The 12,419-nt window shown below is 62.3% G+C and carries 15 protein-coding genes; 11 read left to right on the top strand and 4 right to left on the bottom strand.

What is annotated here, in order from left to right; genetic code table 11:
• The first annotated feature begins 48 nt into the window (after positions 1–48).
• Positions 49–885 (top strand): aminoglycoside phosphotransferase family protein, encoded by an 837-nt coding sequence (locus BMY03_RS05965; RefSeq protein ID WP_094010526.1) that lies wholly within the window; start codon positions 49–51, stop codon positions 883–885.
• 272 nt (positions 886–1,157) lie between these two features.
• Here the strand turns inward: BMY03_RS05965 and BMY03_RS26065 are convergent, their stop codons facing one another.
• Entirely contained in the window at positions 1,158–1,703 is a 546-nt protein-coding gene (locus BMY03_RS26065) for a hypothetical protein (RefSeq protein ID WP_143067523.1), read from the bottom strand.
• 254 nt (positions 1,704–1,957) lie between these two features.
• On the opposite strand from BMY03_RS26065, the gene BMY03_RS05955 reads away from it, so the two are divergent.
• Positions 1,958–2,533: a hypothetical protein gene (locus BMY03_RS05955; RefSeq protein WP_094010524.1), complete on the top strand. Its 576-nt coding sequence runs from the start codon at positions 1,958–1,960 to the stop codon at positions 2,531–2,533.
• A 25-nt stretch (positions 2,534–2,558) separates the two neighbouring features.
• On the opposite strand, the gene BMY03_RS05950 is transcribed toward BMY03_RS05955, so the two are convergent.
• From BMY03_RS05950 to BMY03_RS05940, 3 genes are all read right to left on the bottom strand, one after another.
• A complete protein-coding gene (locus tag BMY03_RS05950; RefSeq protein ID WP_023630563.1) occupies positions 2,559–3,065 on the bottom strand; it encodes a flavin reductase family protein in 507 nt (168 codons plus the stop codon).
• An 85-nt stretch (positions 3,066–3,150) separates the two neighbouring features.
• Positions 3,151–4,185 (bottom strand): methionine synthase, encoded by a 1,035-nt coding sequence (locus BMY03_RS05945; RefSeq protein ID WP_094010523.1) that lies wholly within the window; start codon positions 4,183–4,185, stop codon positions 3,151–3,153.
• Positions 4,186–4,211: 26 nt separating this feature from the next.
• On the bottom strand, positions 4,212–5,195 hold the full coding sequence (locus BMY03_RS05940; RefSeq protein ID WP_023630565.1) for a DUF1852 domain-containing protein: 984 nt from the start codon (positions 5,193–5,195) through the stop codon (positions 4,212–4,214).
• A gap of 173 nt (positions 5,196–5,368) precedes the next feature.
• Here BMY03_RS05940 and BMY03_RS05935 point away from each other — a divergent pair, with 173 nt between their 5' ends.
• From BMY03_RS05935 to BMY03_RS05895, 9 genes are all read left to right on the top strand, one after another.
• Positions 5,369–6,298 carry a LysR family transcriptional regulator gene (locus BMY03_RS05935; RefSeq protein WP_094010522.1) on the top strand — a complete coding sequence of 310 codons (930 nt, stop codon included), beginning with the start codon at positions 5,369–5,371 and terminating at the stop codon, positions 6,296–6,298.
• 305 nt (positions 6,299–6,603) lie between these two features.
• Positions 6,604–6,861, top strand: coding sequence for a hypothetical protein (locus tag BMY03_RS05930; protein ID WP_244891301.1), 258 nt, complete (start codon positions 6,604–6,606; stop codon positions 6,859–6,861).
• A gap of 11 nt (positions 6,862–6,872) precedes the next feature.
• Positions 6,873–7,505 (top strand): hypothetical protein, encoded by a 633-nt coding sequence (locus BMY03_RS05925; RefSeq protein WP_094010521.1) that lies wholly within the window; start codon positions 6,873–6,875, stop codon positions 7,503–7,505.
• Between the two features lie 107 nt (positions 7,506–7,612).
• A complete protein-coding gene (locus BMY03_RS05920; protein ID WP_023631917.1) occupies positions 7,613–8,227 on the top strand; it encodes a YjfI family protein in 615 nt (204 codons plus the stop codon).
• A gap of 16 nt (positions 8,228–8,243) precedes the next feature.
• A complete protein-coding gene (locus BMY03_RS05915) occupies positions 8,244–8,945 on the top strand; it encodes a PspA/IM30 family protein (protein WP_038705765.1) in 702 nt (233 codons plus the stop codon).
• Between the two features lie 255 nt (positions 8,946–9,200).
• Positions 9,201–9,857 (top strand): DUF2491 family protein, encoded by a 657-nt coding sequence (locus BMY03_RS05910; RefSeq protein ID WP_046856318.1) that lies wholly within the window; start codon positions 9,201–9,203, stop codon positions 9,855–9,857.
• 12 nt (positions 9,858–9,869) lie between these two features.
• Positions 9,870–10,295 (top strand): DUF350 domain-containing protein, encoded by a 426-nt coding sequence (locus BMY03_RS05905; RefSeq protein WP_046856317.1) that lies wholly within the window; start codon positions 9,870–9,872, stop codon positions 10,293–10,295.
• Positions 10,296–10,320: 25 nt separating this feature from the next.
• Entirely contained in the window at positions 10,321–11,073 is a 753-nt protein-coding gene (locus BMY03_RS05900; protein WP_023631081.1) for a DUF1190 domain-containing protein, read from the top strand.
• 2 nt (positions 11,074–11,075) lie between these two features.
• Entirely contained in the window at positions 11,076–12,233 is a 1,158-nt protein-coding gene (locus tag BMY03_RS05895) for a glutathionylspermidine synthase family protein (protein WP_094010520.1), read from the top strand.
• The last annotated feature ends 186 nt before the right edge of the window (positions 12,234–12,419 follow it).

The following is a 12,419-nucleotide window of genomic DNA, read 5'->3' as shown; positions in this document are numbered from 1 at the left end:
AGGGGCAAACGGCGATAGTAAATGGAAAGCGTGAGTACCAGCGAGCCTATGTTTGATCGATACCTGAAGCAGTGGGGGCTGACCATCGATGGGGAGGCTTTCGTTTCACTCAATGGCAATCTATTGCCCGTTCGCCAAGGCGATACACCGGCGATGCTGAAAGTCTCGCAGGCGCCCGAGGAGCAGGCCGGCAGCCAGCTGATGGCCTGGTGGGCAGGCGACGGTGCAGCCCCTGTACTGGCCCACGCGGGCGAGGCATTGCTGATGAAGCGGGCGCAAGGTTCGGCGTCACTTGCGCAGATGGTCGCAGATGGCAGGGATGACGAGGCCACGCGCATTCTATGTGCCGTGGCGGCCCGCCTGCATGCGCCACGGTCTACGCCGAGGCCTGCGCCGAGGCCTGCGCCGAGGCCTGCGCTGGTGCCGCTGGAGCAATGGTTCGACGCATTGTGGAGCGCGGCGGCGACGCACGGTGGGGTGCTGGAGCACAGCGCAAAGGCAGCGAGGGCGCTTTTCGCAGCTCCCCAGGACCCTGCGGTGCTGCATGGCGACATCCATCACGGCAATGTGCTGGATTTCGGGCCGGCCGGTTGGCTCGCCATCGATCCCAAGGGGTTGTACGGCGAGCGGGGCTTCGATTTTGCCAACATCCTCTGCAACCCGGACGAAGCCAGTGCGCAGGCACCGGGGCGCCTCTCACGGCGTATAGCGATCATTTCGCAGGCAGCCGGTATCGAGCGTCACAGGCTGTTGCAGTGGGTGCTGGCGTGGGCAGGGTTGTCGGCGACCTGGATGATCGAGGATGGCGCTGAGCCGGAGGGCAGGTTGGCGTTGGCGAGGCTCGCGGCTTCGGCGCTCGATGGCAGCGCTCGGGGTTCTGACTGAGGCATTGCATGTTAGCCGGCGATCACGGGTGACGCCGGGATTGCGCTGATGGTCAGTTCGCGCATGCAGCACTTCAAGCCCCAGGTGTTGTCCGCGTGCATACTGGCCCCACATGTGCACACATGTGTATTTCACGCCGTTAGGCTCTGTACGAAAAGCCTTGATACTTGTACATGCTGCGTTGAGTACAGTCTGGGAATGCTCATGTACTCCAGTTCATTCTGCTTACTCCCCCCGTTTCGCTTTGTCTGACTTTCACGCAGACACATTTCCTACAGGCCCTGGCGCAATGCGAGTAAGTTACAGAGCGCCTTGGTGGGTTCAGGGGGGGTATCGAGCATCTGTTCGGCTGTTTCAGCGTCGAGAACCGTCATGCCTGTGGTATCAACACTAGTGACTTCGGCATGCGCAACGGAACGGATAGCCAGGGCGGCTACAAGCTTTTTCTGTTCTGACAGGTCTCGTTCAAAATCGGAGAGATGCGGCGCTCTTGCGGGGCGATTCCTGCCGTGAATCTTGACGTTAACCCAAGTACCGCCAGATAGGGTCTTCGTTGCGAGATCTTCAACGAGATCGTCAGCCGTGATGCGCAACGCTTCCATTCTCCCGCCTTTCAGCAGGAGTTGCTTTTTTCTGGTCGCGGCACGACGGGCAAGCCCTGCTTTCGATCTGTTCGACACAATGACGTCCTCCGTATTGCCCGATCCTTGACCTGTACGGACCGCTAGCAGGCATGAGGCCAGCCGTGTCCAAGGAATGGAAAGGATATCCGAAGGCCAGGCGAGATCTTTGTACGAAAGTGCCTGCACGACGGTCATGCGGCGGTGAAAACAAGTTCGGAGTTTTCATGTGCAATCAGCAAGGCCAGGTGCGACTCCTACCGTTTCTCGCCTGTTTTCGCCTTGCCTGATCAAACGATCCGCTTATGGATGAGATGTGTCAGTCGATTGGGAAGTTTGGCAATAGCTCATTGGGGCTATGGGGCTGTCCAGGTGCCGGTTGCTATGCTGTTGCCGATTTGGGCATAGGGAACGGCCGCGTCGAATGGCGCTGCCACGACACGGAGGTGCACATGCAGATCACATTGCCGCTGAGTGTCAGCGACTGGGAGTACAAGAGCGCCAGCGGGGGTGGGTTGACGGTGATGTTTGCCGCCGCCAGCGGTGGCTTGCTGACCTTGACCGATCCGAACAAGGCCGAACAGCAGTTTCGCTACGGTTCGCTCGGAGTCGGCGTTGGCGCAGGCGCGCGTTTGCCGCGGGTAGGCAAGATCAACCTGCTGGTGCGTGGCAAAAGCGTCGGCGCGGTGGGCACCAGCGCAGACCTCCCGGCGATCGGTAAGGTACTGGTGGCTGAATCGGTCGCGGCCCGTGGCCTGGTGCGCGACGACTTCAAGGGCGGGTGCGTGTTCCTCGAAGGCGGGGTGGGCCTGGTTGGCGGTGGCAGCGGCTCGGGCGTGCTGTTCGGCCTGGATCCCAAGCTGTTGGTCCTGGGTACCGCCGCGATAGGGGCGGGTGGCGCGTTTTTGCCGCAGGAAACCTTGCCGCGCCTGCTGCGCTCGGCGAAGGGCGTGATCCTCTCCGCCGGGTTCAACATCGGCGTGCAGGCGGGCGGCGGCCTGGCGTTGACCTTGGGCGGGCTGTACTGATGGCCAGGGCGTGCTCGCGACAGCGTCAGGCGCCCACGGCTCCCGGCGCCGCGAGGTTGCAATACTGGCCCTTGAAATACAGCAAAGGCTGCGAGGACGTGGTTTGCTGCAGGTTCAACGCCTTCACTTCACCGATGACGATCAGGTGATCGCCCGCGGCGTGTTCAGCGTGAATCTCGCAATCGATCCAGTGCAGGCTGCCGGCAATGATCGGGTTGCCCAACGGTGACGGTTGCCATTGCACCTTGTGCCACTTGTCCGTACCGCGCCGCGCGAACTGGTTGGAAATCTCGACCTGCTCACCCGCCAGGATGTTGACCGCGAAGCGACCGGCTTGGCGAATCCTGGGGTAGCTGGCTGAACTGGACATCACGCTGAATGACACCAGTGGCGGGTTCATCGACACGCTGTAGAACGACTGGCAAGTGAAGCCGATCGGCTCATCATCGGTGTGCGATGTAATGACCGTGATACCGGAGGCGTAGTGCCCGAGCGCTTCGCGAAAACTCGATGGCTCGATAGGGAGTGACATAGTAGATCCTGGGTGTGGGTACCGCTCGGAGGTGTGAGAAGGCCCGCATCTGTCCGGGCCTCCACCTGTTACCTCCGACCTGGGCTCAGCGCTTGTTTGCCAGCTCTCTGCGAACAATCTCCGCGCCCGCGCTCAACGCATTGAGCTTGCCTCTTGCCACCTGGCGCGGCAGGGGCGCCATCCCGCAGTTGGTGCAAGGGTAGAGCTTGTCGGCGTCGACGAATTGCAGGGCCTTGCGCAGGGTATTGGCGACTTCCTCTGGGGTTTCAATGGCGTGGTTGGCAACATCAATGGCGCCAACCATCACTTTCTTGCCGCGGATAAGCTCGATCAGCTCCATCGGCACGTGGGAGTTGTGGCACTCCAGCGAGACGATGTCGATGCTCGATTTCTGCAGCTTGGGGAAGGCTTCTTCGTATTGCCGCCATTCCGAGCCCAGGGTCTTTTTCCAGTCGGTGTTGGCCTTGATGCCGTAGCCGTAGCAGATGTGCACGGCGGTTTCGCACTTGAGCCCTTCGATGGCGCGCTCCAGGGTGGCCACACCCCAGTCATTGACCTCGTCGAAGAACACGTTGAAGGCCGGTTCGTCGAACTGGATGATGTCGACACCCGCCGCTTCGAGTTCGCGGGCCTCCTGGTTGAGGATCTTGGCGAATTCCCAGGCCAGTTTTTCGCGGCTCTTGTAGTGGGCGTCATACAGTGTGTCGATCATCGTCATGGGGCCTGGCAGCGCCCACTTGATGGGTTGTGAGGTTTGCTGACGCAAGAACCTGGCGTCATCGACAAACACAGGCTGGCGGCGAGCAACAGCGCCTACGACCGTCGGCACGCTCGCATCGTAGCGATCACGGATTCTGACCGTCTCGCGCTGCTCGAAATCGACACCGTCGAGGTGTTCGATGAAGGTCGTGACGAAATGCTGACGTGTCTGTTCGCCATCGCTGACGATATCGATACCGGCGTGCTGTTGTTCTTGCAAGGACAAGCGCAGCGCGTCTTGCTTGCCCTCGACCAGTTCATCACCCTCCAGCTTCCATGGCGACCAGAGCTTCTCAGGTTCAGCGAGCCAGGCGGGTTTGGGCAGGCTGCCGGCAGTGGAGGTGGGTAACAGCTTTTTCATACTGGAAAACCTTGTGTCTGGTTGAGTCAAAGCGCGCAACGGGCGGACCACTGCTCGAGAATGGCCTGGTAGGGCTTGATGAAGTGTTCGTGCGCGAACTTGCCCTGTTCGACAGCCAGGCGGCTGCGCTCTTCGCGGTCGTAAACGATGCGCGTCAACGAGTAGTCCTGGTGCTGCAAGCTGGGTTGGTAGGTTTTGCCGGCGGCGGAGTTCGCGTTGTAGATTTCAGGCCGGTAGATTTTCTGGAAGGTGTCCATCGTGCTGATGGTGCTGATCAGTTCCAGGTTGGTGTAGTCGCCCAGCAGATCGCCGGCAAAATAGAACGCCAGCGGCGCGGCGCTGTTGGGCGGCATGAAGTAGCGCACCTTCAAGCCCATCTTCTTGAAATACTCATCGGTCAGCGAGTATTCGGCCTGCAGGTATTCCACGCCCAGGACCGGGTGCTGGTTTTCCGTGCGGTGATACACCTTGCTGCTCGAGACGCTCAGGCAGATGACGGGCGGCTTGCGGAAATGCGCTTTGTAGGCGGGTGAATTCACGAAGCACTTGAACAGCTTTCCGTGCAGGTCGCCAAAGTCCTCGGGGGTGCTGAAGGTGTGCCGATCCTTGTTGTGCCCCTGCAACAGCACGCTGAAATCGTAATCGCGCACGTATGACGAAAAATTATTGCCGACCATGCCGTCGATACGTTCGTTGGTTTCCCGGTCAACTACCGTCGTTTTCAATATTTCGATCAACGGCAGTGCAGGGGCGGCCCCCGAGAGGCCGATATCCATTTCCACTGAAATGATGTCGAGTTCGACCCTGTAGCGATCGCCTTTGGGGTTATCCCAGTGCGCCAGGGCATTGAAGCGGTTGTCGATCATCCTCAAGGTATTGCGCAGGTTTTCCTGGCGGCTCTTGCCCCTGGCCAGGTTGGCGAAGTTGGTGGTGGTGCGGGTCTTGTCCGAAGGCTGGTAGTGTTCATCGAAACAGATCCGTTTGAGGGTGAATGCAAACTCGTTATTCATGGTGGTCGTGAGCCCTGATGTCTTAAGCGAGGCAAGGAAGGCCAGGGTTGAGATTCATGGGTGCCGCGCCCATGCCTGCCTTTGTCGCTTGCGCAAATTCGATGAAGGATTGTCAAAGATCAGCTCTTCATGAGACAAACTCATTTTTTTTGCATACAAGTGTAGTTTTTCTCATGATCGATCTGAGGCACCTGCGCACCATCCATGCCTTGCGCGAAACCGACAGCCTGTACGAGGCCGCCGAACGGTTGCACCTGACCCAATCGGCGTTGTCGCACCAATTCCGCGAGCTGGAAGACCGTATTGGCATGCCGCTGTTCGTGCGCAAGTCCAGGCCGGTACGTTTTACCAGCGCTGGTCTCAAGCTGCTGGAGCTGGCCGAGCAGGTACTGCCGCAGATCCGTGCCACCGAGCGGGACCTGGGCAAACTGGCGGGTGGTACGGCCGGGCGTCTGCACATCGCCATCGAGTGCCACAGCTGCTATCAGTGGCTGATGCCGACGGTGGACGAATTTCGCGGTGCCTGGCCGGAGGTCGAGCTGGACCTGGCGTCGGGGTTTTCATTCGCGCCACTGCCGGCGTTGGAGCGGGGCGATCTGGACCTGGTGGTGACGTCCGACCCGATGAAACTGCCGGGGATCAGCTATGTGCCACTGTTCGGCTATGAGGCATTGCTGGCCATCGATAATCATCACGCCTTGTGCGTGAAGCCGTATCTGGAGCCCGCCGATCTTGCCGGCCAGACGCTGATCACCTACCCGATCGAGCGCAACAGGCTGGACATCTTCACCCGCTTCCTTGACCCGGCCGATATCGAGCCGGCGCAAGTGCGCACCTCGGAGCTGACGATCATGATGATGCAACTGGTGGCCAGCGGCCGCGGTGTGTGCTGCCTGCCGAACTGGGCCGTGCATGAATACAGCTCGCGCGGTTACGTGACCACCAAGCGACTGGGGGAGAAGGGGCTGCAGGCAAAACTGTATGCGGCGGTCCGCAGCGACATGCTCGAAGTGCCTTATGTAAGCGACTTCCTGCTCACGGCAAAGGATATGTCCTTCGCGACGCTGGAAGGCGTCAATGCTGTTTCCGGGATCGCTACCTGACAGCCAGCCCCAGCTATCGCAGCGCATTACCTGGCAATCGAGGCGGACGGATCAGCGGGTCATCATCGAGTCGGCAAGGACCGCGCGAAACACGCTGTAAATCCCCGAAAGCGCTGGTTACACATCCAGGCCACACACTTGCGTGCCCGCGGCCATAGTTCATGCCCAGGCTTCATCGGTGCGCGACAGCGCCGTTGGTCGGCTGAGTCGAAGCGCAAGCTGGATTCGGCCAGAAAAATGTACGATGATTTTCGTAATGCCAGGGAGGGCGCATGCCATAAGGCTTCAAGGCAGCCAGGAGCGCGGTGATTGCCGCGCTCGAATCCGGGAGGTACCTGCATGCAGCGCGGGGCGATATCGAGGTAAAGAAGCTGTTGGCCCTTGGCGCGGTCAGTGCGGGCGATGTCATCGAGGTCATCCGTGCTTGCAATGGCACTCACTACAGCTGCAGCCCACACCATGCCGTGCCAGCCATCGAAGTCCATGTGCTCAGGCGCTCCGGCTGGTACATCAAGTTCTATTTCATCGAGCCGCAGACGTGGTTCATCAGTGTTCACCAATGAGTAACCCAAGCATGAATATCCTGTTCGAGGGCGACACCGGCCAGGCCCTGTGCGAGCGTTGCCAGGCGTTGGTCGCCATGCATTACACCCGGCGCGACGTGCCTTTCAGTGATGGCCTGGGCGTGGCGCGGGACATCCTGGTGGGCGTGTGCGATGGCTGCGATACGGTGGTGGCCATCCCGCCGCAGTCCACTCCGGCTATCCGCGAGGCGCGCAAGCAGCAGCTCAAGTCCATCGAGGCGCGGCTGCCGGCGGTATATCTCGATGTGCTCGACGCGGCGATGCAAGCGGTCAGCAGCGAGGCGGGGGCACACCTGCGCAAGCTGTTCCTCGCCCATTATTTCCATTGGCTGGTGCAGGCCCGCCAGGGGGCGGGTCTGCAGCCCGGCCACGAGGCCTTCGTCCAGGCACTCGACGCGCAGCGGCATCAGCGGGGGTTGCCGGCGTCCGGAGCCACGCGGCGGCTGTCGATGAAGGTCAACGCGCACATGGCCGAGGATTTCCTGACGCTGCTGGGGCAAACCCGGATGAGTCAGACCGAGCTGCTCAAGGCGGTGATCGCAAGGATCCAGATGGATGTGCTCGAGGCGCGTGATCCGCAGGTGATCGAGACGCTGCAGCGGCTGACGCGTGTGGCGGGGTAGGTCGGGGCGGGCGCACCGCGCGGGCATCGCTCCTCACATGTGAGACTTGCGCAGCCCATGATCCAGGCGTAACGTACATCACATGTGAGACAAGGACACCCCCTTCGATGGCAGGCAAGAAAAGCTCCACCGACTACATGCGTGACATGCGCGCCCGGCTCAAGGCCGCAGGCCTGGTCAAGCGTGAGCTGTGGATCCTGCCCGAGCACGCCGCCGCCCTGCGCGGTATCGAGAAGGCTTTACGTCAGCCCCACGCGGGCAAACAGGTCAGAACGGAGGATTTCATGACCGAGCACACCCACTGGACGATCGAAACGCTGCACGGCGCCCTGCAAGGCCTGGACGAGGTGCGCGGCGGGTCGATCGGCCTGTCCCTGCAACAGGGCGCCGAGCCCAGCCTCAAGCTGGTGATGAACGAACTGGACGGCCTGCCGCTGTACATCGCCGTGGCCGGTGAGCAGATCCTGGTCGACACGCTGCTGGTGCAAGCCTGCCAGGTGAAAGACCGCGCTGCATTCAACGATGCGGTGCTGCGCACCCGCGATGTGTTCCCGCTGTCGTCCATCGGCCTGCACACGCTGCCCTCGGGCGAGTCGGTATACACCATGTTCGGCGCCCTGAGCGCGGCTTCGTCGCTGGACAACATCGTCCAGGAGATCCACACCCTGGCCGACAACGTCATCACCGCCGCCGAAGATTTCGAAGACTACTTCACCCACTGATTCCGGAGATTGCACCATGAGTTTGTTGAGAAAGATCGTCACCGCCCTGCGTGGCGGCGCTTCGGAAGTCGGTGAGGCGATCGTCGACTCCCAGGCCCTGCGCATCCTCGACCAGGAGATTCGCGACGCGGACAACAACCTGATCGATGCGCGCAACCAGCTGGTCAAGATCATGGCCAAGCACAAGACCGCGCAGCAGCGCATCACCGAGTTCGACAAGACCATCGGCGACTGGGAACAAAAGGCCATTGCCGCGCTGGACAAGGGCGAGGAGGGCCTGGCCCACGAATGCGCGGCGCGCATCGCCGACCTGACCAACCAGCGTGACAGCGAGCAGGCGCTGGCGGACCAGTTCGGTGCGTCGGTGACGACCCTGACCGCCACCGTGAGCAAAACCGAGGCGCAGATCAAGGGCCTCAAGCAGCAGGTAGACCTGGTCAAGGCCCGCGAGAGCGTGCAGCGTGCCCAGGTCAGTGCGGCCTCGGCCACCGGCGGCGCCAATGGCAGCCTGGAAACGGCGGTCGGCTCGCTGGACCGCATCAAGAAGCGCCAGACCGAGCGTGCCGCCGAGCTGGAAGCGGCGGCGGAGCTGGCGGCCAAGGCCGATGGCAGCGATCTGGAAGCACGCCTGAAGTCGGCCGGGATCGGCGCCAGCAACAGTGGTGCCGACGATGTGCTGGCACGCTTGAAGGCCAAGGCGGCCAAGCCGGCGGAGTGATTAGTTGAGCGGGCCGGCCTATCGTGGGCCCGTGGGAGTGGGCTTGCCCCGCGATGGAGCTGGCCCGGCTGGCGCAAAACCCTGCTGCAGACCCGTTGGCGGGGCACACGAAAAGCAGTATCGTGTCGCCCCCGCCAAAGGACTGCCGCGACCCAAGGGATTTTCAATGTCGCCTTCTTCCAACAGGCCCAGCCTGTTCGCTACAGCTCCAGTATTGGCTCCTGTTCCGTCACCCTCTCACCCAGGAGATGCCCCGTGGGTTGGTTGAAACGCTTCATGGGCTTCGAAGCCCCCAAACCTGCCGCCGGCAGCCAGGCCCAAGGCAACCTGCCATTCGGCCTGGGCAGCGGGCGCATGCTCAAGCTCGATCGCTCGCTCAAGCTGCTGCTCGACGGGCATTCCGAGCTGGAGGTCCCCGAGCAGGAAGTGGTCTGGGCGGTCGGTGAAGTCGACCTCGGCCAGTCGGTGCGCCTGGCGCGCTTCTATATGGAAGACGAGGACTACTGGCTGCAGGTGGTGATGAATGGCGCGTCGGCTGACGATGTCCGTGACATCATCCTGTTCGGCTACTACAGCGTGGTGCCGGTCACCAGCGACGCGGAGCTCAAGCGCCTGGTCGGGCCCGAGTCGAACATCGGCCTGCCGTACTACGAGCACGAAGGCTACGAGTTCGTTCGCCAGTGGGGCAGCGAAGAGGGGCAGACCGAGCTCACGCCGATCAGCGAGTGGGTCACCAGCCCCGAGACCAGCTACCGCATCCAGCACCTGTCGATGCTGTATGCCCGCGAAACCGGCCTGACCGATCGCCGCGAATTCCTCCTGCTGTCGGTGGAGGAAGACGAGGACGGCAATGTCAGCCTGACCACTTCGGTGGGTGTCACCCTGCAATCAACGGACTTCAACGTCATCTGACAAGGATTCACCATGCTCGACGCACTTCGCATGTCGCTCAACGCCCAGGCAGTGATCGGCTTCATTCTCTACATCAGCGTGGCGCTGGTGCTGTTCTGGCTGTTCCAGTTCATCTACACGCACCTCACCCCGCACCGCGAATTCGCCCTGATCCGCGACAACAACAGCGCTGCGGCCATCGCCCTGGGCGGCGCGCTGATCGGCTTCTCGCTGCCGGCCAGCAACATCATCGCCTACAGCGTCAGCCTGCTCGACTTCGTGGTCTGGGTGGTGATCGCCGCCGTGGTGCAACTGCTCGCCTTCGCCATCACCAGCCTGGTGCTCAAGGGGTTGGCCAGCCGCATCGCCAAGGGCGAAATGGCCGCCGCGATCTACGCCGCCGCCGTGGCGATCAGCGTGGGCTTCCTCAATTCGGCCTGCATGACCCCGTCGGTCTGAGCCGTTTGCGCGCAAGGAGCCATACATGAGACGCAGTTCCGTCAAGCTGGTGCTGGCCAGTTCCCTGCCACTGGCGCTCACCGCGTGCAGCGCGCCGGAGGAGACCTACACGGTCAGCAAGCGCAGCAATTACTCCACCGTCCAGGCCTGTGTCGATGACAAGATACCGGTGGACGTGTGTTCCGATGCCTACATGCAGGCATTGGCCGACCATCGCCGCATCGCCCCGACCTATGGCGACAAGGCCGCCTGCGAGGCCGACTTCGTGCCGGACTACTGCCAGGTCACCAGCGACAACCGCTACATGCCACGCCTCGGCGGTTTCGAGCTGGCGGTATCGGGCGAGGTCAGCCAGTCACAGGTCGATGCGGCCCGCGCCCAGGTCGAGAACAGCGGCCAGGCCAGCAGCGGCGGCAGCAATTTCAACGGCCTGCTGACCGGCCTGCTGCTTGGCCAGGTGCTCAGCGGCGGCAATCGCCAGTACTACTCGCAGCCGGTCTACCAGTACCGAGACAGCAGCGGTGGCTACCGCAACACCACGCTCGGCCAGCAGATCGATCAGGGTAAGCGTTTCGAGCGCTCCGACCAGGCCCAGCAGAGCGGTGGCAGCTACTCCAGCTATTACTCTGGCAGCTCCAGCGGCCGCAGCTACAAGGCCAGCACTTCGACCCGCTCCAGCGTGTCCTCGTCGATCTCCCGTGGCGGCTTCGGCAGCCAGGCCACTGCGCGCAGCGGCTGGGGCGGCAAGAGCAGCGGCGGCTTCAGTTTCGGCGGTTGAGCATGCACAAGGTCCACTGCGGCGAACGCCCAGACTGGCGCGCCACCGCCGAGCGAGAGGGCTTCGCCTTCCACACCATCGATGGCGAACGCTACTGGGATGAGCGCGGTTACTACCAGTTCAGTGAGGCCCAGGTCAGCCGTGACCTGGAGGCGCCGACCCAGGAGCTGCACGCGATGTGCCTGGACGCGGTGGCGCGCATCGTCGACAGCGAAGCGCTGATGACCCGCCTGGCGATTGCGCCGGCGTTCTTCGACCTGGTGCGCCGTTCGTGGCAGGAGGGGCATCCGCACCTCTACGGGCGTTTCGACTTCAGCTACGACGGCACGGGCCCGGCCAAGCTGATCGAGGCCAACTACGACACGCCGACCTCGCTGTACGAAGCCGCGGCGTTCCAGCTGATCTGGCTTGAGCAGCAGATCGAGCGCGGCGTGCTGCCGGCCCATGCCAGCCAGTTCAACACCCTGGCTGAAGACCTGGTGCGGGCCTTTGCCGCCTTCGAACGTGAAAGCCCGTTCTACTTCTCGGCCATCGGCGGCTCGATCGAGGACCGCGGCACCACGGATTTCCTGCGCAAGATGGCCGGGCACGTGGGTATCAGCACCCGGCATATCGACCTGGAGGATATCGGTCTGAACGACGAGGGGCGTTTTGTCGACCTCGAAGGCCGACCGATCCCGCGCCTGTTCAAGCTGCACGCCTGGGAGCATATCTTCCACGAGGACTTCGGCCAGGCCATCGCCGGTTGCGATACCCAGTTCGTCGAGCCAGCGTGGAAGTCGCTGATCTCCAACAAGGGCATCCTGCCGTTGTTGTGGGAATGGCATGAGGGCCACCCGAACCTGTTGCCGGCCTTCCTCGACGAAGACCCACGGCGGCCGGTGCCCAAGGGCTGGGTGCGCAAGCCGTATTTCTCCCGCGAGGGGGCCAATGTGGACATTCGCACCACCGATGACCAGCGGGTATTCGAGGATGGCCCCTACGATGATGCGCCGTATATCCTGCAAGGTTTCGCGCCTTTGCCGAAGTTCGGTGACAGCTACACCCTGATCGGTTCGTGGGTGGTCGGTGATCTGGCCTCGGGGATCGGCATTCGTGAAGACGACACCCTGATCACCAAGGACAGCTCGCGGTTCGTGCCGCATGTGGTCGTGGACTGAGTGTCAGGGCCGCCTATGCGGGGGCCCTCCAATGGTCGGTTTCAGGACGCGCCGGGTCGCCCGCGCACAACCTCTTCGCGCAATAGCTGCCATGCTCTGAGGATGCCCGTGGACCGAGCGCAGCAAGACGCCCGGCTACAGGCAAGGAGGGTGCCCGGCTGCCGCTACCGTGACGCAGCCGGCGCA

The organism is Pseudomonas soli (assembly GCF_900110655.1).
GTDB classification, from domain to species: domain Bacteria; phylum Pseudomonadota; class Gammaproteobacteria; order Pseudomonadales; family Pseudomonadaceae; genus Aquipseudomonas; species Aquipseudomonas soli.
The sequence above is the reverse complement of the archived record's forward strand: the minus strand, read 5'-3'. Positions and strand labels throughout refer to the sequence as shown.

What these genes read in the sequence shown, in the direction of transcription:
- BMY03_RS05915 (WP_038705765.1), top strand. Translation starts at nt 8,244, where the DNA reads ATGAGTTTGTTGAGAAAGATCGTCACCGCCCTGCGTGGCGGCGCTTCG.
- BMY03_RS05965 (WP_094010526.1), top strand. Translation starts at nt 49, where the DNA reads ATGTTTGATCGATACCTGAAGCAGTGGGGGCTGACCATCGATGGGGAG.
- BMY03_RS05940 (WP_023630565.1), bottom strand. Translation starts at nt 5,195, where the DNA reads ATGAATAACGAGTTTGCATTCACCCTCAAACGGATCTGTTTCGATGAA.
- BMY03_RS05935 (WP_094010522.1), top strand. Translation starts at nt 5,369, where the DNA reads ATGATCGATCTGAGGCACCTGCGCACCATCCATGCCTTGCGCGAAACC.
- BMY03_RS05920 (WP_023631917.1), top strand. Translation starts at nt 7,613, where the DNA reads ATGGCAGGCAAGAAAAGCTCCACCGACTACATGCGTGACATGCGCGCC.
- BMY03_RS05955 (WP_094010524.1), top strand. Translation starts at nt 1,958, where the DNA reads ATGCAGATCACATTGCCGCTGAGTGTCAGCGACTGGGAGTACAAGAGC.
- BMY03_RS05895 (WP_094010520.1), top strand. Translation starts at nt 11,076, where the DNA reads ATGCACAAGGTCCACTGCGGCGAACGCCCAGACTGGCGCGCCACCGCC.
- BMY03_RS05905 (WP_046856317.1), top strand. Translation starts at nt 9,870, where the DNA reads ATGCTCGACGCACTTCGCATGTCGCTCAACGCCCAGGCAGTGATCGGC.
- BMY03_RS26065 (WP_143067523.1), bottom strand. Translation starts at nt 1,703, where the DNA reads ATGACCGTCGTGCAGGCACTTTCGTACAAAGATCTCGCCTGGCCTTCG.
- BMY03_RS05925 (WP_094010521.1), top strand. Translation starts at nt 6,873, where the DNA reads ATGAATATCCTGTTCGAGGGCGACACCGGCCAGGCCCTGTGCGAGCGT.
- BMY03_RS05950 (WP_023630563.1), bottom strand. Translation starts at nt 3,065, where the DNA reads ATGTCACTCCCTATCGAGCCATCGAGTTTTCGCGAAGCGCTCGGGCAC.
- BMY03_RS05945 (WP_094010523.1), bottom strand. Translation starts at nt 4,185, where the DNA reads ATGAAAAAGCTGTTACCCACCTCCACTGCCGGCAGCCTGCCCAAACCC.
- BMY03_RS05900 (WP_023631081.1), top strand. Translation starts at nt 10,321, where the DNA reads ATGAGACGCAGTTCCGTCAAGCTGGTGCTGGCCAGTTCCCTGCCACTG.